This is a genomic window from Paraburkholderia sp. MM6662-R1, from assembly GCF_050436245.1.
Lineage (GTDB): Bacteria > Pseudomonadota > Gammaproteobacteria > Burkholderiales > Burkholderiaceae > Paraburkholderia > Paraburkholderia tuberum.
The window spans coordinates 1,476,655-1,496,834 of record NZ_JBNDLV010000001.1; the positions used below are offsets into that span (position 1 = coordinate 1,476,655).

Genomic DNA, 20,180 nt, shown 5'->3' on the forward strand with positions numbered 1-20,180 from the left:
GCGGGCCGGGCCGGCCTTTCAAGCAGTTGCTTACTTGACGTGCACCGTGATCGTCTTGCTCATCTCCGGCCCATACGAGCGATGCGCGCCGTCGCCGAATTGCAGCGTCAGCGTATGGTCGCCCGGCGGCAGCGTCAGATCGGTTTCAGTCTGGCCTTTGCCGAAGTGCAGCGACTTGTCGGTCGCGGGGACGACCTCGCCCTTCGGCAGCGGCTTGCCGTCGATCAGCAGGTGATGATGCCCGGTGCCGTCCGTCAGCGTGCCGGCGGGCGCGATCTTCATGCCGTCAAGGCCAAACACGACGTGCACCGGATTGGTGACGGTCGCGCCGTCCGCCGGTTGCACGAAGGTCACGCCCTCCGCCTGCGCCACACCTGACCCGGCGAGTAGCCCAGCCGCCGCGACGCCGACCAACCATCGGTTTATAAACATCGCTTTCTCCTTTGGAAACGAAACCCGGCGATGCGGCGCCGCCAGCGGCCTCTCCGAGACCGATCGTCTCAATACGTGCGAAGCGAGCGCCACATCTGTCCAATCGAATGGCTTGCAGGTCAAAGCGTACACGGCTTGTGTGACGAGGCCCGTCGCGCGAACCCGGGCTCGCCGCAGAGGCGTTGGGGCGGCGCCGCTTCGGTCGTCTGCGGCTGATTTGACAAATTCCGGTAATATTGCGGGTCGCCGCGCCGCCCCATAAAGGGGCAGAGCAAGCCGGCCATTGCATTGAACGAGAGAGCGTGTCGTGAGCGAAGTAATCGAAGTGACGGAATTCAAGAGCTGGGTCTGCCTGATTTGCGGTTGGATCTACAACGAGGAAGACGGTCTGCCCGAAGAAGGCATCGGACCGGGCACGCGTTTCGCCGACATTCCGGAAGACTGGCGCTGCCCGCTGTGCGACGTGGGCAAGGCGGAGTTCGCGGTGGTGGAGTTTTGACAGTGAGATGAGCTTGGGGCGATAGGCGCGGTTGCGTGCGCTTCGTCAGATGCTCAGGTGGTTTTCGCGGCCCGGCAGGCGATGTCTTCGGGGGTTTGTTTTTGCGGGATTTGTGCGAGGCGCGGGCGGCTGCTGGCTTGGCTCTCCTCTTGCCCGCGCCGGTTTGATATACTCTGCGCTCGCCGATCTGTCCGGCTCGGTCCTCTCCCTGTAGTTCAATGGATAGAACAAGTGCCTCCTAAGCGCTAGATACAGGTTCGATTCCTGTCAGGGGGACCAACTAAGCTCCAAACGTTCGCCACGTTTCACCACAAAACCCCGCCCAGCCCAGCCTAGCGGGGTTTTTTGTTGCCAACGTCGTCAAGGTTTCACCATTGACAGCGGGGGTATTGCGGGGGTACTTATCGGGGTATCAATCGACCCCCTCTTTCAGATACCCCCAAATGGCACTGACCGACACCGCGATCAAGAACACAAAGCCCGCCGAGAAGCCGCTCAAGCTGTTCGACGGCGGCGGCCTGTTCCTTCTCATAACACCGGCGGGCCAGAAGTACTGGCGGCTCAAATATCGGGTTGCCGGAAAAGAAAAGCTGTTAGCGATCGGCGTCTATCCCGATGTTGGTCTGGCGGCGGCAAGAAAGAAGCGCGACGAGGCGCGTGAGCTACTGGTGGATGGAATTGATCCGGGCGAGGCAAAAAAGGATGACAAGCGCTTGCGCGCCCTGAGCGCCGCGAATTCATTTGAGGCGGTGGCGCGGGAGTGGTTTGAGGGGCAACGAGGCGGATGGACGGCGGGCTACGCCGAAAAGGTTATTGCCTCGCTGGAGGGGGACGTGTTCCCCACCCTTGGCAGCAAGCCTCTCGCTGATATAGAGGCTCCCCACCTGGTCGAACTGCTGCGAACCATAGAGTCCCGAGGCGTCCGCGAGACAGCGAAGCGGATATTGCAGCGCAGCCGCGCCGTGTTCCAGTATGCAATCATGACCGGGCGATGCTCCCGCAACCCGGCAAGCGACGTTGACGCCGCTGTCATCCTGAAGAAAGGGCCGGGAGTACAACACATGGCCCGCGTAAAGGCGCTGGAACTGCCGGAACTGATGCGGGACATTGCCGGATATAGCGGCGACCTTATAACCCGGCTGGCGCTCGAACTGATGGCTATCACGTTCGTCCGGACTGGCGAACTGATCGGCGCGAAATGGGGAGAGTTCGACACTACCGCGGCGGAGTGGCGCATCCCTGCTGAGCGTATGAAGATGCGCACCCCGCATATCGTGCCGTTGAGTCGCCAAGCACTCGCCGTTATCGAGCAACTACGCGAGATGAACGGCAACCGGGATCACGTGTTCCATAGCCCTCAAAGCCGTGGCCCCATCTCGAATAACACCATGCTCTACGCGCTGTACCGGATGGGCTACAAATCCCGGATGACCGGGCACGGGTTCCGGGGGCTGGCCGCAACGACGCTGCGGGAAATGGGCTACTCGCGTGACCTCGTAGACCGCCAGCTAGCGCACGCCGAACGCAATCAGGTCACGGCGGCATACGTCCACGCCGAATATCTGCCCGAGCGACGCCAGATGATGCAGCACTGGTCCGACTTTATCGAAGCTTCGCGGGCTGGCGGGAAAGTGGTTACTGGAAAGTTCGGTTCGGCGGCGTGAAGCCCTCTGTGGTCTGCCCCCACATCGCATTTGCACGCAAACCCTGACGCCGCATTGCGTTAATGGTGGGGCAAACAAAAGTACAATCATCCACAATCGTTGCCACGTACCGGCAACCGGCAAGTCACACCGCGCCTAGCTCGACGGGGCGAAAACCGGGCTCCCTTACCCGGCTGGTGCGGTTCCTCATAAGGCTTTGCGTGCAGGGACGCAATGAGCGAATTATCTCAAGCTGTACTAGGTGGCGATCTGAAGAGAGTCATCGATGCGTGGGCCGAAGTTGAGACGATCTTGGCAATAGATCGGCAGGGAGCCGCCAACGTGGTTCAGCGAATCTCAGCCGATCTTGATCTAAAGCTATATCTCGACTCGGAGGATTTTCCGGGGCTATGGTTTCCACTCAGCAAAGCTGAAAACCGAGATCAAATGATGGCGTCACTCGTCATGTCGGGCTACGCGTCCAACATGGAGTGTGACCCGGGAGGTTGGACTAACTGGCGAATCTTGCCATCCGACTACGGCCGGATCATTGAACAGGTGCAGCGAATAGCGTCGGGAGGCAAAACGGCGATTCCTGATTGGATGCTACGTTACAAGGGGCGTCACGACATATCGCTGCACGATGCAGCCCATATTCTTGCCGGAATTCCACCTTTGACGGATTGGAATGAGCTTCCGAGAGAGATTTACGGCTGCATCATTGAATGGCGCGGAGCGTTGATCGATGCGATTAACCATGTGGAAATCAATGCGTCCAGCTGGTCGGCCCATCAGGACTCGGAACAGATGCTCCCTCACGCCGACATTCGCGCATGGTGCGACCGGCGGCAACACACTTGGCCGATTCCCGATCCGAGCCCGCAACCGAGGAACGACGCTGAACGCCTAATGGAGCGGATGCGCTCCGCCGAAGCGGAGCGCGATGACCTTGCGCGCCAGCTACAGACCGCACATGCAGAGATCGCGCGCCTTAAATCACTGGAAGAAATGCAAGGCTATCGAGACATGACACATGATCGCTTTGCACCCAAACTTGCAGCTGCCATCGATGCGTGGGAGGCTGTAACTGACCCTCAAGGGAAACACCCCAAACAGGCGCTCACGCAATGGCTTACCACGAACGCGGCGGCACTCGGACTTTGGGACAAGAACGGCCCGAACAAGACAGCAATTGAAGAGGCCGCGAAAGTTGCAAACTGGAAAGAGCGCGGCGGCGCGCCCAAAACTCCTGGGAAATAATCCCCCCACCCATTCTGATCCTTGCTGGCATTGGATTTTCTGCGATTCCCTCGAAATCGCAGAGCAAATCCCCCCACCCATTACGCTCAAATTCACCTACCTATTAGCCTTAATGGGTGGGTGAGTTTTTTGAATCCGCCCACCTATTCTGCGACACAGCGCGCCCCCTACGCTGCGAGCCATGTTCAACGAACCACAAAGGTTCTCACATGGTCGCAAATCATCGCAGCGCACCGCCGACCGGTAGTGCTCAATCCGAATCGCAGGCGCTGCCGCTCGACGGCTACACGCGCTGGGACGATCTGAAACGCATCATTCCCATGAGTCACGAGACGGTCCGCCAGCGCGAACTCAAAGGGCGTTTCCCGAAACGCGTGCAGCTCGGCTCGGCGCGATGTGTCGCCTGGAAAAACCGGGAGCTGCACCGATGGCTTGCTGACCCGGCGAACTACCGTGCGGAGGCCTGAGCATGGCGACGACCAAAAATGAAAAGGGCCGCACTCCCGCGAAGAGTGCAGCCCTGACGACCCGCGCCAATGATACCGCGCTGCGCATCGAGTACGACGGCGAGCTCGTGGAGTTCACGAAAGATGGCTGGATCAACGCTACGCAGGTCGCCGCCCGTTTCGGTAAGCGTCTGGATAGCTGGCTGAGAAGCCCAGAGACACAGGAATACATAGCCGCATTGGCAGCCGCCATAAATTCCCACGATTCGGGGGATTTAATCCGCACCCAGCGCGGCCGTATCGGCGGGACGCGCCTGCATCCGAAGCTAGGCGTCCTGCTGGCCCGCTGGTGCAGCGCCCGCTTCGCCGTCTGGTGCGATCTGCAAATCGATCACATCCTGCGGGGCGGCTTGAGCCTGCTGGAAAAGGATTCCCGCTCGCGCAGCACGACGCCGGACCGCGAACCGTTGTTGACCGTCGCCGCCGCCATCGTCGCCCGTCATCGTCTCCCGTTCGGCGCAGTGTACGAAGCGCTAGACCTGTTCGCAGGCGTGACCCACGCGCGCGAAATGACGTGTGCACAGGTCGCGGACACTACCGCTTTCGGCGACCGCCTGCTCTCGGGCACCGCAACACCCGCCGACTTTGCGCGCATCGAAGCCCATCGCACGCAGCTCGGCGGCGAGCGTGCGCAACTGCCGTTAGTCGTCGGCGGCTTGCTGGCGGGAGACCTCTGATGAGCGACCGCAACTCCGCCGCCAGCCAGCGCGATCGTCTGCTCCGCGCCCTCAAGCGCGGCCCGATCGACACGCAGCACGCGAGCCGCCAGCTCGACATCATCCACCCGCCGCGCCGCGTGTTCGAGCTGCGCAAGCTCGGCCACCGCATCACGACCTCGTGGGTGTGGCGCACCACCGAGGCCGGCGAGCGTCACCGCGTGGGCTTGTACGCGTTGGAGGGCCGATAGCATGGCTCATTGCTTGACACCTAGGCGGAATCCGCCTGCATTTGTCCGTATGGGCAGCGCATCCGCGCGGCCGCTATCCGAAAGGAACCATACTATGCAACCCTACGTTTGCGCCGCCGTGCGCACTGGATTGACACGCCATGCTCTACGAACCGCCATCCGTGGCGCAACTGAAACAATGGAAGGAGAAGCTCGGCTTTTCCGGCGCGCAGATGGCCAACATTCTCGGCCTGAAGAGCGCACGTCGCTGGCGCGAGTATGCGGAGGAAGCGAAACAACAGGGGATTCCACCAGCGAACCTGTTTATGGCCTGCGCGTTGGTAGCGCTCTCTCCTGCGCAGGTCGATCACGTGCTGACGCTGATGCGCGAAGTGGGCGCAACGATCGACCTGGACGCGAATTCGGAGTCGTCAGCGGACAAGGCCCGCGAACCGAAGTAGCCGCATTGGGCAGGCAAAAAAACGGCCGCCCGTTGAAAGGCGGCCTGTCGAGAATGGCTATTGCCCGCTGTCCGGCGGACAAAGCGAAGCCCAGCGCTGGTTTGCAACGCGCGCGTGTCAGCGGCCGCAATCAGTGCCGCGATGGCCTCACGCCAAAGCGCGGCACGTCCGATTGCGGCTCTCTCTCCGTCGATTGGGAGGGGCCGTATCGAGCCGCGGCCTCGCGATCGAGCCGCCGACTATCCATCGTCGTGCGCCCCCGCTTCACGAGCGCGCGGTGCAGTCTGGATCTGAACATCGCTGGACCCTCCTTGCGGTTTGCCGCCGGCGGCGCGGCGGCGCGTTACACCTCAATCTCTTCCAGCTTGTGCGTTTTGAGCCAGTCACGCACAAGCGCATTGAGCCGCGATTGCCAACGCGGGCCGCTCGCCTTCAAGGTTTCAAGTACATCGTCATCGAATCGCACGGTTGTCGCCGTTTTGGTCGTACCGCGCGGGCGACCCCTGCCGCGCTTCACGAGCCGGTTGCCTTCGTACTGGTCGGCTTGCTCGAAAAATTCGTCGGTCAATTCCGGCGCGTCGTCCGGGTCAACCCATTCGGTGCGCGTAGCGCGCTTGCTCACGTTCATTTGCTTTCCTCATGCTGATGATGCGGCGAGCCTCGCCGCGAGGCGTCCAGACCATGACGACCATGCGCCCGTCCAGCGTGCCTACGGTAATGAAGCGGGGCTCGTTGTAGCCCTCGCGCAAGTCTTCGGCTGTGTAATGCGTGCCCGCGAAAACCTCGACGGCGCGCGCGAAATCCAGCCCCCTTTCCATCAGTGCCCGGTCGCGTTTGTTGGCGTCGAATTCGATTTGCATGGCATTTATTGTACTAACGTTTATTTGTCATGCCAAGCTTTATTTGTAATCACAAAAATTCGCTTGACGCCGGGCGGCGCGTGGCGCTATTCTGGCCCCGTCGCTGAAACAGCAGCGACCGGGTTTGACAGCCTGAATAGTCGGAGGCGGACAGCCGCCTCAGCGCGGTTTTTTTACGTCCGTCTGCTTTGTGCCGCCTTCAATGGTCGGGCCTTGGTGGGGGTGCGTTCGCGCACGCCGGTTTCCTCTGACGCCGGTCTGTCAACCCTGCCTTGCGCCCGGCCACCCCGTTTGACAGCGGGCGACCGGGTCTTTAACCCAGTCAGAGGAGGCCGCACTATGCGCCACGCCCCCGCTCGTCCTGAGCAACCGTCTTTCCCGCAAAACCTCACCTATATCGTCAATGAAGCGCTGCGCGCCGCCGCGCTCGCGCCGACCTATCAGGATGCACTCGACATTACCGGCGACGCGCTGCGCTTGCTGGCGGAGATGTCCGCAAACAATCCCGGCGCAATTCGGCGTGCGCACAGCGCTGAGTACTCCTACACGGTAAGCGGAGGCCGCCATGCGTAAGAACACGACAGCAACAGTCGAGTCCATGAACGCGGAAATCGACCGCATCGGCTACGCACTGGCAAAGCAGGTTCCAGACATGGAACGAGGCTTCACGATTCAGACGAGCTACGGCGAACTGCGGATCGACGCCGAGGATGCCCCGCGCTTTGTCGCGCTCGCCCGCAACCTCCTGCAAAAGCAACTCAAGCGCGCGGAGGTGAGCCATGTCTAACCTCGCACGCACACAGCAAGAAAGCAGCATGACCGAGCAGGACGCCGCCGTTATCCGCGTCGATCAATTGCAGGCGCTCGCCAGTCTGCTGAGCCTCGAAGAAGTAGCAGAACAGTTCGCCGGCATGTCGACCACCGCGCAGGTCGCGCTGTTCGGCCTGTTCGAAGATCGCCTGGGCGACATTCGCGCTGCGCTGGCCAGCGAGATGGAGGTGGCACATGGCTAACACCATCACCACAATGGACACCGCGCTCGAAGCGGGCATTGAAGCGACCGACACGGCACGAGCTGCCTTCGACACCGCGACCATGCGACTGGGCGAGCTGGTTGCGCTGACCGCGCTACTCGCTGACGACGATACGATCATCGCCGTTGGCAACCTCAACCCGATCGAGCGGACGACGCTTTTTTCCCTTGTTGAACGCCTCGCCCGCGATACGCGCACAAGCCTTCTCCAATCGCCGGAGGCCTCCCATGTCTGAGAACACAAAGAATCCCGTGCGCCAACGTGTGACGGCCGCCACCCTCATCGACTTCCTCCGGGATCGCACCGATATGTCCGCCCTTGCGGCCGCTGACCTTGAATGGCTCGGCGGTGCAGCCGACGCGGCGCAGACAATGGCCGGCACGTTGAGTGACACGCTCGCAGGCCTTGCAAATCTGATTTGCGACAGCAAGGGGGGCGCCCCCCATCTCGGCGAAGGCTGCATCGAACAGGTTTTGTGGGGCGCGGCGGACACGCTCACGATCATTGGGTCGCTGTCGCTCGTCGCGAGCGAGGCGGACTTCGTATTGCGTGAGCGTCTGTCGGGCGAACTGGAAGCGGCGCGCACGAGTCCCGAGGCAAAAGCGCGGAACGCTCGCACAAAACCGGCCGCCTCTTCGTGTGCGCGTAGCACTGAGGACTCCTCAAAGGAAGCAGGCCATGCGCGCTAACTCCTCAATACACAGCGAGGTACTGGCCGAACTCGAACAGGCGACCAATGTGCTCAACGCGCTCGACTCCTTGATCGGCGTGCAGTTCAGCGGCGGCGGTCTGGAACCGGAGGAGTTCTACACCGTCACGGCGGAACTCTCGGAGAGCATCACCCGCCGCCTTGATACCGCGCACCGCGCGATAGCAGGTAACGACACCGCGCCCGCCATATCACAGGAGGCGGCCCATGCCTGAGTGCGCCTACCGCTTGAAGCTCTCGACCGAATGGCCGTACCTGTTCACGTTCTATGTGGCCGTCGAGCGCGTGGCCCCGCACATGATCGATGTAGACGCCGTGGAGATTGTCGACGCACTGGCAAAGGCCGCAGAACGTCAGCGAGCGCGCCTGCAGGGCTCCGACTACAGCGAGCCGCGCGAGCCGTTCACGGTGGCCGCAATCCCGCACTACACCGTAGCGATTGTGTTCGATGCCCGCACATTCGACTCGTTCCGCATTCGCAACGAAGCGGCATCAATTCTTTTCACACTCAGGCGCGAGATCGAACGCGCGCAGGAGGTGCCGCATGAGTGAACTCATCATGGACGAACAGCAACGCATCGAGGCGGCGCTCGCCGCCATCCCACCCGACATCGAGCGGGAACAGTGGTGGCGCATCGGCGCTGCCCTGAAACACGAGCTCGGCGACGGCGGTTTCGATGCATTCGACCTGTGGAGCAGGGGCGGCGCGAGCTACAGCGTTGCTGACGTACGCGACACGTGGCGCTCACTGAGTACAGACGGCCGAATCACCATCGGCACGCTGTACGGGATCGCAAAGCATTACGGCTTCCAGCTGTCAAATCACGCCGCGCCCGCCGTCGATGTTGCGGTGATCGAGAGGCGCCGGGCAGATCGCGCCGCACGCGCCGAAAAGGCGGAGGCCGAGCGCCTGACGCGCGCCCGCGCGGCGGCAACACTCGCGTTCGCGGTGCTGGCGAAATCGTCACCGGCCCGCGACGATCATCCGTACTTGATACGCAAGGGACTAACCGCGCCCGCCACGCTGCGCGAGCTTGACATAAAGCACCTGACGGCGCTGCTGAACTATCCCCCGAAACAGGGAGACGTTCCGCTCACGGCACGCGTGCTGCTCGTTCGCATTGAAACCGCGGACGGTGTGACGAGCCTGGAGATGATCGACGGGGACGGCCGCAAGACAGCGTTGTCTGGCGGCACAAAGGCCGGCGCGTACTGGCTCGCTTCGCAGCCGGGCGACGCGGTGCACAGGATCGCGATCGCCGAAGGCGTGGCAAGCGCGCTTACGCATCAACAGCTCTACGGGACGGACCTTGCGGTAGCCGCCCTGTCGGCAGGCAATCTCCCGAAGGTAGCCGAGGCGATGCGAGCCGCCTATCCCCAAGCCGTGATCCTGATTCACGGCGAGATCGGCAACGGAGCCGGAAAGGCACTTGAAGCCGCCCAGTCCGTCGGCGGCGCGCTGGTTATCCCTGACTTCGGCGATGACCGTCCGGACGACGCGACCGACATCAATGACCTGTTCGTACTGCGCGGTGCCGAAGTGGCACGCGCGTGCGTTGATAGTGCGCAAGCCGTCGAACTGGCAGGGGAAATGGATCGTGGTTCAGCCAGTTTCCCCCGCATCGAAGAGCGTCCGTGCTGGCGCGTTTATGACGCGTGGGAGGAGATTGACGGCAGGCGGATGAAGCCGGGTGTTTACTGGCATGGCGTCAAGCTCGGCAAGGGCGACGCGCCGCCGGAGATGGTCGACAAGTGGATCAGTTCGCCCTTGTGGGTCGCGGCGATCACGCGCAATCAGGAAGACGCCGAGTATGGCCGGTTGCTCGAGCTGCTGTCGCCGGCCGGCAGGCGCAAGAAATGGGCGATGCCCATGTCCATGCTCGCTGGCGACGGAAACGAGGTGCGCGCCGTGCTGCTGTCCGAAGGGCTGGTGTTTGATCTGAATGACCGGCAGGCTGTGCCGCGCTATATCGCGGGCCAGCATCCAAAGCTGACGATGCGTGCGGCGAGCGTGACAGGCTGGCACGCCGGCGCATTCGTTCTACCCGAAGTAGTGATCGGCGCAGACGATATCTGGTTTCAGTCAACCGGGCGCACCGCGCCGTATTCGAGCGCCGGCACGTTCGAGCAATGGCGCGAGCTCGCGGCGCTCGCCGTCGATAACCGGCTGCTGGTGTTCGCCATGTGCGCCGGATTCGCCGGCCCCTTACTTGGTCCGTTGAACATTGACGGAGGCGGTGCGCACCTGTACGGCGACTCGTCACACGGCAAGACGACAGCGGCGCGGGCCGCAATCAGCATTTGGGGCAGTCCGCGCTTTGAGAGGAAATGGCGGGCGACTTCAAATGGTCTGGAGGGTACCGCTGCGCTCCACTCAGACACACTGCTGATGCTGGACGAGATCGGCGAGATCAAGCCGCACGACCTGTACGAGACAGCCTATGCGCTTGCCAACGGCATGGGAAAAACACGCGCGAACCGGCACGGTGAGGCCCGGCAGGCGACGCGCTGGCGCGTTTTCGTGCTCTCTACGGGCGAACCGACCGTTGCGGCACGCATGGCGGCCGGCGGCATCGAGGCGAAGGCGGGCCAGGCCGTGCGCCTGCTGGACGTGCCAGTCACCGGCACATACGGCGTGTTCGAAACACTGCACGGGCGCGCATCGGGTAGCGCGCTGTCGGACGAAATGCGCGCAATGGCGGCGACACACTACGGCCACGCCGGGCCGCGCTTCATTGAGGCGCTGGTGCGCGAGTTGCGCGCTGATTTTAGGCTCGCCGATGCGCTGCATGGTCTTCTGGAGAGATTCGACGCGGCGGAGGGACAGGAGCGGCGGGCGGCGCGTCTGTTCGCGGTGTGTGCGCTGGCCGGGGAAATGGCGATCGCTTGGGGCATCGTGCCGTGGCAATCGGATGAACCGACCCGCGCCGCCCTTCATGCGTTCAACCTCTGGCGCAGGGAACGTCCCCCCGGCGGTCAAAGCGCGGAGCACGCCGCCATCCTGCGCGCGGTGGCTGACTTCATTGACCGCTACGGCGACAGCCGGTTTTCGAACATCGAGGGAAGCGCCGACCTGATCCGCGATCGCGCTGGGTACTGGAAACAGGACGGCGAGCGGCGACTGTACCTGTTCACGTCTGGAGGCTTGCGCGAAGCGACAAAGGGCAACGACTTCAATCGGGCCTTGCGCGCGCTCGACGAAGCGGGCGCGATTGCTGATAGAGGCAAAGTGGAGATTGCGAAAGTGACGCACACGCCAGAAAGGAAGAAACGCCTCTATCACATCGACCCCAGCGCGATCGAGGGAGGCGGGGAATGAAATTCACAGCGGACATTGCATTTTGTGCCGTAACTCACGTAACCAACGTAACAAGCCCACCAGCAAAGGCTTTCAGCGGTTACGCCGGGTTCAGTGATGACGTAACTGACGTAACCCAATGTCATCAACCACACCATCCGTTACGTGGGTTACGCCCAGTCCAAAGCCGGCGTAACCGCGCAAACCCTTACCGCATAGGGCTGTTACGCCAGTTACGTGAGTTACGCCTCAAGAAAGAGTGGGTGGGGCGAATCCGTCAACTCGCGGAACCGGACAAGGGAGGCACACATGTTTTATGAAAATCCAAATGGATCGCCTTGGAGCGAGAAAGTCATTCCATTGGCGGGCGTCAGGCTTCCCTGGGGGCTGCGTCTGTCGGGTGATGAAATACTCGGCCTGCGCGGCGATCTGGTAGAGCTCGTTGAGCAGGTGGCCGCTTACGAATGCTGGGCGGAGGAGTTCCTGTGCAGCGTCATGTATCTGGCGCTACACGCGCCGGTAAGCGATCTGCTGCCCAACCTGCACCATTACCGGGAGCGGCTCGATGTGGCGGAGGCTGAGATCGACGCGCGCATCGCGCTTGATAAGAAACCGTCGCGCTCGCCCGATGAGAGGCTGCGATGAGTGAGCGCACCCCGAAAACCCTCACCGCCCGAGTGCGAGCGCCCGTCGATCCGGACGGCGGCGCGCATCTGCCGTGGGGACCGCACCTGTCACCCGATGACATGTTCGGGATGCGCGCCGAGCTGGCCGAACTGATCGAAGACATGGCCGATGCCGAGGACTGGCCCGCGTCATATCGCGATGAAGTGCTGGCGCGTGCGATGCGCGGGCCGTTGCATGACCTGTTGCCGAATCTGCATTACTTCCGCGAGCGCGTAGCCGAGTTCTCCGCCGAGTGCGAGGCGCGCGCGCTGTTGCGCCGCCGCGCTTGGCGCGCGAACGAGGATCTGTCGAAGCGCGGTTATTCGGAGGCGCGAGGCACGGCCGCGACCCGTTAGCCAGGGAGGGTGCGCCGATGACGGAGCGCATCCGCGAACCGATGCGCCACGGCGACACAGCATCGGAAACCAGTACGGGAGGCCGTCGTGATCAATGACCTGTTTTTCACCGCGAAGGAAATGCAATGACGATTCAGAACGAGTACGAACTGGCTGATGCAACCGCGACGCTCCTGTTGAGCGAGAACTGCGGAATGGATCTGTTGACCATGCAGGCGACTATCGCGCAGCACCTCTGCGACCGCGGCGACAGCCTGAACGACGAAACGCAGACGATCCTGCGCGGTGTCATGGTGGCGCTGAATGTCATGCATCGTCAGATGAACGTGACGGCCTCTTCGCTCGGGTTGCCGCCCTATCGCTCGGATATCGAGGGGGGCGCACAATGATGTGCGAACCGAAAGCGGTGTCCGGTCGCATCCGCTTCCTGATGGCAGATGGCGAGCCGCGCTGTCGAGTCGCGGCGGCTACTCAATCACGGAGGTGAATTGCATGATCGATGGGCTGATCGCGGGGAAGCTGTACGGCACCGCGCAAACACGCACGGGACAGAGTGGCAAGACGTTCGTCACGGCGAAGGTGCGCGCCGCCGGCGGCGACGGAGAAACGCTGTTCGTGAACGTCATCACGTTTTCGGATACGGCCGCCGCCGCGCTGCTCGCGCTCGAGGACGGCGACGCTGTGGCGCTGGCCGGCACGCTTTCGCCGAAGGTCTGGACGGACAGGCACGGCGAAGCCCGCCCGGCGCTCGACATGGTGGCGCACGCGGTGCTGACCGCCTATCACGTGCGGCGCAAGCGCAAGGCCGTGCAGCCAGAAGAACCCGGCCCGGTCGACGGCGCGCATCGTGACATGGACGACGATCTGTGAAAGCCCGGCGGCGCGCAGCGATTGCGTCGGCATCCCGAATTTCTTCAGTCCACCACGCGCGCGCGTTTGCACAGAGGGGCCACCATGACGACTGACGCAGAGAAGCGGCGACGCCTGAAAGCGCACTACGCCGAGTGCGATCGCGTGCGGGCACTGCGCGACGAGCTCGAACGTGCCGCCCACGCGCGATGGCTTGACCACCTTGTGATCTCCGGGCCTCGACGGGCCGGGCGGCCGCCCATGCCGGCACTCCCCGTTTGCCCACCCTTCCCTGATGATCTGCTCGGGCTTCGGTGCGGCGCGAAGACCCGGGTCGGAACACCCTGCAAGCGCGTCGACCTGTACGCGAACGGACGGTGCAAACTGCACGGCGGGCTCTCGACCGGACCCACCACGCCCGAGGGCAAGGCACGGGCCGCACGCAACGGCCACGCACCCAAACGGAAGCGGAGCCCATGAGCGGTTCATAAAAGTTAATATCCGCGTGTCATGCGGCGTCCATGTTTGAGCGGTATTGAAACCATGCCGCGCCGCGCGGTAGCCACTCAGGTATCCACGGAAAACGCAGTTACCACGCTGGCGGTTACCACTCTGGTTACCACGGTTTGGGCGGTTCGCACGCTGGTAGCCATCGGTCAGTGCGAACCACGGCGAGCGCGCCGCCCGTCACGGCTTTGCGGCTGGTTCGCGGCCGTTGGTTCGCGCTCAGGTTCGCACGGAAAACGGCCTTGCAGACTGCGAACCAAGCGGGGACCGGTTGCCACCGGAAGCGCCCCGCGAAGGCCCGCCAGCCAAGCAGAGCGGCTGGTTGCCACGCGTGAGGTTGCCACTCAGGTTGCCACGGAAACCGCCCATCTGACGGGGCTGGCGCCGGTTACCACTTGCTCGGTTACCACGGAGACCGGGAGTTTTTTTCCCCTATTAAAAGGAGCGAAACGGGAAAGAAACGCCGTGAGTGCCGACAGGACGGGCTCCCCGGACGCATTCCCAGCTACGCAAACCGGGGGCTCTGACGGAAAAAACCCGGACTCCACCACGCGGGCGCGGGCCGCAAAGTGTCTAGGTACAGGGTGCGGACGACCCGGCAATGGCTGCATAAGGCCGAACGAAAGCACGAATAGGTGCAAGCGGGAGACGTCCGCAAAGCCCTGTCGCGCAAGGCCGCGCGCGGTTAGCCGCTGCTGCGAAAGTTCGCACGAAACACCACCCGTTTGTACCGGGTAGTTAATGCGGGCCGACTTTCTTCAGTCCATCACGCGCGCGCGAGACGGGGTTTTTTCCGTCTATAAAAAGGGGCGGCGGACGGCATTAACCGTCGCTTGAAGGGCGCCACGCGATCACACAGACGCGCCGCCAGAATTCGAGTCCGGCGTCGAACTGGCAGCCGGGAAAGACCAGCACAAAAAAGCCGACTCGCGAGGGTCGGCTTTTGCATTTGGGCGCTTGCTGCGCTATCGGTATTCGTCAATCTCGACCGTGCCGCCCATTCCTTCCATCATCACGCGGATATCGTCGGGCACGTCTGGCACGCGATCGCCGCTCTCGTTGTACCAGTAACAGAAGAAGCGCATCCGAAGTCCCTTGTCTGCGAGCAGTTGACCAAGCTCCGCTCTCGGCAGATTCAGGCGCCCAATCAGGTAACGCAAATGCGGCTCAAGTGAATCGCTACGAACTGCGCCCTCACTGCGCACGCCCCAAAGGCCAACGCGGCCCGGCGCGCTGCTCGCTCGCCCAGACGGTGTGGTGAACGGCTGTCCCTTGGTAATCGCTGTATCCGGCTTGATGTCGAAATACGCCGTCCAAAAGGCTGGCTCCAATGAGTCGCCGGATATGTAAAAGGTCGCGTGCGCGAGTTGGTGATCTGCCATTGGAGTGGCCTCAGTTTGCCCAGTCATGAAAATTTCCGATGTGGTCACCATTAAAGTACACGTCGCCGTTGTCATGCCAGATGACGTTATCGGCTGGCCCCAAGCCATTGCCCGGCTTGAACCTGTGCAAGATAGCCCCAAAAGTCTTGCGGTCATACCCCAGCATCTTCGCCGCGTAGTTTGGGTTGTTCGTGCTCGCGGCGAGTTCAACGACATCGCCGCTCAACGCCTCAGGCACATACGCGAACGGCTTCGCATCGCCGAGTAGCGTCGGGTTCGCGATCGCGCCTGCACCGTTGCCGCCATTAACGGCGAACCGGGCGCCGCCGATTGCGGCCCCCGCCATTGCTCCGACCGCGCCCAGCCAGTCAAACCTGCTGCTGGAGCTGGGCGACGCGTATGGCGTGCGCTCGATAAGACGTCCGTCCGCACCGAACGGTACTAGCTGGCCGTCGAGAAACCCGTAGACGGTCGGCTTCGTGTCCGGCACCCGCTTCGGCCAGCTCTGCGGCCCGTAGGGCCGGGCAACCCGGCGACTACCCCGCCATGCACGGTTGATGGCAGGCACGAGCCGGCCATCGCGTACCGCGTCGCGAAGGATACGCGTCACGCTTTCGCCGTCGACTGGCGCGCCCAGGCACGAGATGCTCAGGTGCTCGCTGATAAAGGCGGCATAGGTGCTGAAGTCACTACAGCCGCGTGCATCGCGGCGTCGCGTGGAGACCCGGAACAGCCGGTCGAAGTCCCGCTGGTCCTGTTCGATCTGTTCTTCGCGCTCCTTGCGCGCTTTCTGCCGCTCCTCGTAAGAGAGCTTCCAGCCGCGATCCACCTCCTGCACATCGTGCGCCGGCACCAGCGCGCATTGCCAGTCGCTCGTCAGTGGCACGTGCAGCGCATTGTACGACTGCCCCCATTCCGGAAATGCCGTGTCTCCTCCGCTTCAATCTGAGGCGGGTATACGTAGCACGAAACAGGGACGTTCAGAGCGGCTGACAAAATATGACATTGCTGGCGGGTATACCCGGCTTCACGGCGACCGCTCCTGCTCCAGAATCGCCCCGTCGACACAACGGAGCTCACCATGAACCTGCTGAAAAAGCGCATCGCCGCGACCGACGCGAAGCTCGACGAAATGAAGGCGGCGCGCAAGGCCGCGCAGAAGGCGAGCCGCGCCACCTACAAACAGACGAAGGCCGACCGCGAGCGAAAGGCCATGCTCGCCGGCGAAGCGATCTTGCGGCGCGTCGATCGCGGCGAATTCGACGAGGCCGAATTCAAAGCCATGATGGACGAGTACGTGTCACGCCCCGCCGATCGGGCGCTGTTCGATCTGGACTGAGCAGGCCACCATGGCAAGTGTCCGATGGTTGTCAACGCAACGTTGATCCATGGCCGCTTGCTTGTGGATAAACGGGGCAGCAAAAATAATTGGGGGTACTTTTGGGGGTATCTGCAATAGCGATCGACATGAATAACCTTACTCAGTAACGCATTACGTCGACAATGTGAGAGCTGTCAGGGACCAGATAGCTTCCCGGCGTTGCCCAGAAAAGTATTGAACATGGGCCCAATCTGCACTGACGAGTCGCCGCGAACGTGAGACGGTGCGGAGGCAGCGCGCAGAAATTCAGCGAGCTTCACCTGTTGCGGTTCGTCCCTCGCCAAAGTGGTCGGGCTGGCAGTGACGATGCGTTTGCGGCCAGCGCGTACCTCACTACTCCCGGCGTCGCCGCAATATTCCGGTCGAGCATAGACCACACAAAGGTTGCCGGCTCTCGCCTGGATTTCGATTGCCACTAGTCCATCCATTCGTGCCCGCTCTAGCGGTACTCGTCAATCTCCACCGTGCCGCTCAGCGCTTCTGGCAGTTCGTCCTCGTTGCCGTCGCCGGACAGCAGTTGGGAAAGCTCGTCTGCGCGTACCGCCAGCATCGCTTTCTCGATCTCCCTGTCGTATCGGCGGTTGTTCCGATCATGCCCGGCGTGCGCCTTACGCGCGTACTTCTGAACGAAGCAACCACGCTCGCCAGCGAGGCGGTCGCGCTTTCGTTTTGCGATCACGGGAGCCGAGGGCCACATGTTCCGCCGTCGGTCTCATGGACCTCAAGCGAGTCACACTCAATCGCGAGTTCGGCACCCAGAGTGGAATAGATGAAAGCAAGCAGTGCGGCTTTCTTGTCGGTAAGTCGCTCTCCAGCTTCGAGCACAGCACTGGCCCGCGCGTGCTTCGCGTCGTCCGGGGCAACGATGTGAATGCCGTAGACGATATTCAGCAAGCCAAGATGCTCAACCGAAACACACGTCACGCCGTTGAACGTGACCAACGCGCGCCTGTTGGCAAGGTACAGGCCTAGCGTCAGCGTCCGGGGCTCGGTATTCGGGCCAATGACCACGCTGTCCAGATACCAATCGTGGAAATAGCCCCACGCCTTCAATATTTCATCCGTCATATCGATTTACCAAGGGAGTAAGGAGACCGGCGCGCCCTCGTCGCGGATGTAGCCGTCCCAATTGTGCGCGTGCGGATTTGGATTGTTGTGGTGCGCTTCAAGGTCAAAGTCCGCTAGCGGCGTGCCATTCGGCCCGAACTGACGCAACTGCGGCATCGTCCCCGGCATACTGGAGATCCACGTCCCCGGCGTGCCTTTGAACGGCATCCCGGCAACTTCATCTGCTGCACCACCCGGCATGTCGGGCTGATAGTCGAACGCCTGCGCATCGCCAAGCGGCGTTGATACCGGCGTAGCGATGGTTCCATCCGGAAGCACGTCACCGGGGCGGGCGAACCAGATGGCGAGATCATCGTCGGCGGCCAGTCGCGGAAGTACTGGACGCTGGAATGAACGCCCGGCACTCACCACAGGCAGCGAGCGCCTGAATAGCTGCGACGGCGTGACGGTCGCGTGGTACGGCCGGATCTTCTGCTCAATAGGCGCACCGCCTCCGCGCGACGTACGCGGCGTGGGCACGACTGCGATCACATCGCCACGTTCGACGGCGCTCTGTAGCGCCCGGCGCGGTCTGCTCTGGAGCAGCGCTACTCGCGTATGCGCCACTGCGCGCGTTGCGCATGAATTCGACGAGCCGCGCTAGCTGACGTCTGTCGCGCGTGAGTTCCCGCAATCCTGCCGAGGTAATGAGCTGGCGGCCGGCGCGCGCCTCGTTGCTCAGGGCATTACCGTGATACTCATGTCGCGTGTAGAGCGTGCAGCGCCGATGCGTTCCGACGTCGAAGTCAATCGCCATCTGTCTGTAATCCCATCAACTTGTGCCTCCTCCAAAAGCGATTTGAAGAGGCTATGTAGCACAAAGCCGGGAACGGAGCGACAGATCCGACACAATCGTTGACACTCGTCCCTGCGCCGGTCCGCCATGCGTCACCACGCACGGCCGTGCGCGTGTCGAAGCGCCGAAAAGGCCGGACGAAAAACCGGACTTGCAAGGATTCCTGCAAGGAGGAGACGAGTCTAGATGCTGCTGAATGCGGAGCAGCACTGAGGCGGCGAAGCGGCGAAAAACTACTCTCTTATGTGACGCCGGATATGAAGCAGCCCCGCTTTAGGGGGCTATACAAGCAAATCAATCGCCCCGCGATCGATTGCGCCGCATCCAGGTCACACAGGAATCGCACACGTTTTTCCTCAGGAGACCGATTCGAGGGGCACAGGTGGGGGGCACAACAAAATCGAAAACTCCCCGCAAACACCGCCAGCCTTGACGTATGAATTCTGTCAGGGCGACCAACCGCCACCGGTGCTTTTCGTTGCCGATCCGCCTTCCAGGCGAACCACCCGTTCGACAACCCCGGAAAATCAGGCCGCTCCCGTAAATCTCAGATCGCTATAATCGGCGAGCCGACTTCGAAACGTTTCCGAGGACCGACATGGATCAAGCGCTTGAATGCGTTACCACGTTGAATTTTTGTGAGCAGGCCTATCTCGCCGCAAATCCGGACGTCGCTGAGGCTGTCAGGCTCGGCGCATTACGATCGGGAAGATCGCATTTCGAAGTTTTCGGAAGCGCCGAAAGTCATCGCAGGCAAGATGCACTGGTGGCGGCCCAATCCAGGCAGGAACGAAGAAAAAGAATAGCGTCTGTCCTTCGCACTGATATGCCATTTAGTGACGACGGAAAATTTTTCGATTTTTTGTCGCCCGATCTGCGCTCCCAGTTCGACATTTACGACTCGGAACTGGCCGGAAGCAATCTGTACGATCAGGATGCACTGGGTATGATCGAGCGCCATCCGTCGGGGATCATTCTGGATTGTGGGGCCGGCAGCCGTCCCGCGATCTACGAAAACGTGATCAATTTCGACATCACCAACTATCCATCCACCGATGTGCGCGGTGTCGGCGAAGTTCTGCCATTCAAAGATGCATCGTTCGATGGCCTTCTGTCGTTGAATGTCCTCGAACATGTGAAGGACCCATTCACTGCCGCTAAAGAGATTCTTCGCGTGTTGAAGCCAGGAGGCGATCTGGTCGTGGTGGTTCCGCTCACTCAACCTACTCACGGCTACCCGCATCACTACTACAACATGACAGCCGAGGGGATTCTCAACCTGTTCGGATCTGCGATCAATGTCGAACGTGTGTACGTACCGGAATCGACATCGGCCATCTGGTCGATTTACTGGATCATGAGCGAATGGGCCGATGGTCTCGACGAGAATGCGCTGAAGGAATTCAAGGCGCTCACGGTCGAAGAAATTCTGCAAGGACCGCCGACGTTGCTGGATCGATCGTTTGTGAAGCAGCTAAGCGCAAAAAAGAATCTCGACATTGCGAGTTCGACGACGGTGATCGCGAAACGCGTTTGAGACGGCGCCAG

Annotated in this window: 29 protein-coding genes and 1 tRNA gene; 23 read left to right on the plus strand and 7 right to left on the minus strand. The window is 61.9% G+C overall.

The window, feature by feature from the left end; all coding sequences use genetic code 11:
- Positions 1-30: 30 nt before the first annotated feature.
- The gene (locus OKW39_RS06995; RefSeq protein WP_187611043.1) at positions 31-432 is read right to left on the minus strand and encodes a DUF4399 domain-containing protein; all 402 of its coding nucleotides are present in this window, start codon (positions 430-432) and stop codon (positions 31-33) included.
- A 307-nt stretch (positions 433-739) separates the two neighbouring features.
- On the opposite strand from OKW39_RS06995, the gene OKW39_RS07000 reads away from it, so the two are divergent.
- From OKW39_RS07000 to OKW39_RS07035, 8 genes are all read left to right on the plus strand, one after another.
- Positions 740-931: a rubredoxin gene (locus tag OKW39_RS07000; RefSeq protein ID WP_090803595.1), complete on the plus strand. Its 192-nt coding sequence runs from the start codon at positions 740-742 to the stop codon at positions 929-931.
- Between the two features lie 204 nt (positions 932-1,135).
- Positions 1,136-1,210: transfer RNA gene (locus tag OKW39_RS07005), tRNA-Arg, on the plus strand.
- Positions 1,211-1,374: 164 nt separating this feature from the next.
- Entirely contained in the window at positions 1,375-2,595 is a 1,221-nt protein-coding gene (locus OKW39_RS07010) for a tyrosine-type recombinase/integrase (protein ID WP_429335968.1), read from the plus strand.
- A gap of 213 nt (positions 2,596-2,808) precedes the next feature.
- Positions 2,809-3,834: a hypothetical protein gene (locus OKW39_RS07015; protein WP_429362031.1), complete on the plus strand. Its 1,026-nt coding sequence runs from the start codon at positions 2,809-2,811 to the stop codon at positions 3,832-3,834.
- Between the two features lie 209 nt (positions 3,835-4,043).
- On the plus strand, positions 4,044-4,301 hold the full coding sequence (locus OKW39_RS07020; RefSeq protein WP_429362032.1) for a helix-turn-helix transcriptional regulator: 258 nt from the start codon (positions 4,044-4,046) through the stop codon (positions 4,299-4,301).
- A gap of 2 nt (positions 4,302-4,303) precedes the next feature.
- Positions 4,304-5,017: a KilA-N domain-containing protein gene (locus OKW39_RS07025; RefSeq protein ID WP_429362033.1), complete on the plus strand. Its 714-nt coding sequence runs from the start codon at positions 4,304-4,306 to the stop codon at positions 5,015-5,017.
- On the plus strand, positions 5,017-5,247 hold the full coding sequence (locus tag OKW39_RS07030; protein ID WP_429362034.1) for a helix-turn-helix domain-containing protein: 231 nt from the start codon (positions 5,017-5,019) through the stop codon (positions 5,245-5,247). Before OKW39_RS07025 ends, OKW39_RS07030 begins: the two co-directional genes overlap by 1 nt.
- A 140-nt stretch (positions 5,248-5,387) precedes the next feature.
- Complete coding sequence (locus OKW39_RS07035; protein ID WP_429362035.1) at positions 5,388-5,687, plus strand: XRE family transcriptional regulator; 300 nt, start codon at positions 5,388-5,390, stop codon at positions 5,685-5,687.
- A gap of 343 nt (positions 5,688-6,030) precedes the next feature.
- On the opposite strand, the gene OKW39_RS07040 is transcribed toward OKW39_RS07035, so the two are convergent.
- Both OKW39_RS07040 and OKW39_RS07045 read right to left on the minus strand, forming a co-directional pair.
- The gene (locus tag OKW39_RS07040; RefSeq protein WP_429362036.1) at positions 6,031-6,255 is read right to left on the minus strand and encodes a BrnA antitoxin family protein; all 225 of its coding nucleotides are present in this window, start codon (positions 6,253-6,255) and stop codon (positions 6,031-6,033) included.
- 19 nt (positions 6,256-6,274) lie between these two features.
- Positions 6,275-6,547, minus strand: coding sequence for a BrnT family toxin (locus OKW39_RS07045; RefSeq protein WP_429362038.1), 273 nt, complete (start codon positions 6,545-6,547; stop codon positions 6,275-6,277).
- A 339-nt stretch (positions 6,548-6,886) separates the two neighbouring features.
- Between OKW39_RS07045 and OKW39_RS07050 the strand changes: the two genes are divergently transcribed.
- The 13 genes from OKW39_RS07050 (at position 6,887) to OKW39_RS07110 (ending at position 13,939) form a co-directional block, all read left to right on the plus strand.
- On the plus strand, positions 6,887-7,120 hold the full coding sequence (locus tag OKW39_RS07050) for a hypothetical protein (RefSeq protein WP_429562327.1): 234 nt from the start codon (positions 6,887-6,889) through the stop codon (positions 7,118-7,120).
- The gene (locus OKW39_RS07055) at positions 7,113-7,334 is read left to right on the plus strand and encodes a hypothetical protein (protein WP_429362039.1); all 222 of its coding nucleotides are present in this window, start codon (positions 7,113-7,115) and stop codon (positions 7,332-7,334) included. Before OKW39_RS07050 ends, OKW39_RS07055 begins: the two co-directional genes overlap by 8 nt.
- A gap of 28 nt (positions 7,335-7,362) precedes the next feature.
- A complete protein-coding gene (locus tag OKW39_RS07060; protein ID WP_429562328.1) occupies positions 7,363-7,560 on the plus strand; it encodes a hypothetical protein in 198 nt (65 codons plus the stop codon).
- Positions 7,553-7,816, plus strand: a complete 264-nt coding sequence (locus tag OKW39_RS07065; protein WP_429362042.1) for a hypothetical protein — start codon at positions 7,553-7,555, stop codon at positions 7,814-7,816. The genes OKW39_RS07060 and OKW39_RS07065 overlap by 8 nt, the downstream gene beginning before the upstream one ends.
- A complete protein-coding gene (locus OKW39_RS07070) occupies positions 7,809-8,270 on the plus strand; it encodes a hypothetical protein (protein ID WP_429562329.1) in 462 nt (153 codons plus the stop codon). Before OKW39_RS07065 ends, OKW39_RS07070 begins: the two co-directional genes overlap by 8 nt.
- On the plus strand, positions 8,260-8,505 hold the full coding sequence (locus OKW39_RS07075; RefSeq protein ID WP_429362046.1) for a hypothetical protein: 246 nt from the start codon (positions 8,260-8,262) through the stop codon (positions 8,503-8,505). Before OKW39_RS07070 ends, OKW39_RS07075 begins: the two co-directional genes overlap by 11 nt.
- Positions 8,498-8,842 carry a hypothetical protein gene (locus OKW39_RS07080; protein WP_429362047.1) on the plus strand — a complete coding sequence of 115 codons (345 nt, stop codon included), beginning with the start codon at positions 8,498-8,500 and terminating at the stop codon, positions 8,840-8,842. The genes OKW39_RS07075 and OKW39_RS07080 overlap by 8 nt, the downstream gene beginning before the upstream one ends.
- On the plus strand, positions 8,835-11,609 hold the full coding sequence (locus OKW39_RS07085; protein ID WP_429562330.1) for a DUF927 domain-containing protein: 2,775 nt from the start codon (positions 8,835-8,837) through the stop codon (positions 11,607-11,609). The genes OKW39_RS07080 and OKW39_RS07085 overlap by 8 nt, the downstream gene beginning before the upstream one ends.
- Positions 11,610-11,897: 288 nt before the next feature.
- Positions 11,898-12,233, plus strand: a complete 336-nt coding sequence (locus OKW39_RS07090) for a hypothetical protein (RefSeq protein WP_429362051.1) — start codon at positions 11,898-11,900, stop codon at positions 12,231-12,233.
- Positions 12,230-12,610, plus strand: a complete 381-nt coding sequence (locus OKW39_RS07095; RefSeq protein ID WP_429362052.1) for a hypothetical protein — start codon at positions 12,230-12,232, stop codon at positions 12,608-12,610. The genes OKW39_RS07090 and OKW39_RS07095 overlap by 4 nt, the downstream gene beginning before the upstream one ends.
- Before the next feature lie 125 nt (positions 12,611-12,735).
- Positions 12,736-12,999 carry a hypothetical protein gene (locus tag OKW39_RS07100; protein ID WP_429362053.1) on the plus strand — a complete coding sequence of 88 codons (264 nt, stop codon included), beginning with the start codon at positions 12,736-12,738 and terminating at the stop codon, positions 12,997-12,999.
- A 103-nt stretch (positions 13,000-13,102) separates the two neighbouring features.
- Positions 13,103-13,480: a single-stranded DNA-binding protein gene (locus OKW39_RS07105; protein ID WP_429362054.1), complete on the plus strand. Its 378-nt coding sequence runs from the start codon at positions 13,103-13,105 to the stop codon at positions 13,478-13,480.
- A 240-nt stretch (positions 13,481-13,720) separates the two neighbouring features.
- A complete protein-coding gene (locus tag OKW39_RS07110; RefSeq protein WP_429363770.1) occupies positions 13,721-13,939 on the plus strand; it encodes an HGGxSTG domain-containing protein in 219 nt (72 codons plus the stop codon).
- 992 nt (positions 13,940-14,931) lie between these two features.
- Here the strand turns inward: OKW39_RS07110 and OKW39_RS07115 are convergent.
- Both OKW39_RS07115 and OKW39_RS07120 read right to left on the minus strand, forming a co-directional pair.
- Entirely contained in the window at positions 14,932-15,348 is a 417-nt protein-coding gene (locus OKW39_RS07115; protein WP_429362055.1) for a DUF4279 domain-containing protein, read from the minus strand.
- 10 nt (positions 15,349-15,358) lie between these two features.
- The gene (locus OKW39_RS07120) at positions 15,359-16,234 is read right to left on the minus strand and encodes a hypothetical protein (protein ID WP_429362057.1); all 876 of its coding nucleotides are present in this window, start codon (positions 16,232-16,234) and stop codon (positions 15,359-15,361) included.
- A gap of 195 nt (positions 16,235-16,429) precedes the next feature.
- On the opposite strand from OKW39_RS07120, the gene OKW39_RS07125 reads away from it, so the two are divergent.
- Positions 16,430-16,687 (plus strand): hypothetical protein, encoded by a 258-nt coding sequence (locus OKW39_RS07125; protein ID WP_429362058.1) that lies wholly within the window; start codon positions 16,430-16,432, stop codon positions 16,685-16,687.
- A 717-nt stretch (positions 16,688-17,404) separates the two neighbouring features.
- Here the strand turns inward: OKW39_RS07125 and OKW39_RS07130 are convergent.
- Positions 17,405-17,797 carry a hypothetical protein gene (locus OKW39_RS07130; RefSeq protein WP_244144823.1) on the minus strand — a complete coding sequence of 131 codons (393 nt, stop codon included), beginning with the start codon at positions 17,795-17,797 and terminating at the stop codon, positions 17,405-17,407.
- Between the two features lie 6 nt (positions 17,798-17,803).
- The gene (locus tag OKW39_RS07135; RefSeq protein ID WP_429562331.1) at positions 17,804-18,328 is read right to left on the minus strand and encodes a hypothetical protein; all 525 of its coding nucleotides are present in this window, start codon (positions 18,326-18,328) and stop codon (positions 17,804-17,806) included.
- Positions 18,329-19,230: 902 nt separating this feature from the next.
- Between OKW39_RS07135 and OKW39_RS07140 the strand changes: the two genes are divergently transcribed.
- On the plus strand, positions 19,231-20,169 hold the full coding sequence (locus OKW39_RS07140; protein ID WP_429335950.1) for a class I SAM-dependent methyltransferase: 939 nt from the start codon (positions 19,231-19,233) through the stop codon (positions 20,167-20,169).
- The last annotated feature ends 11 nt before the right edge of the window (positions 20,170-20,180 follow it).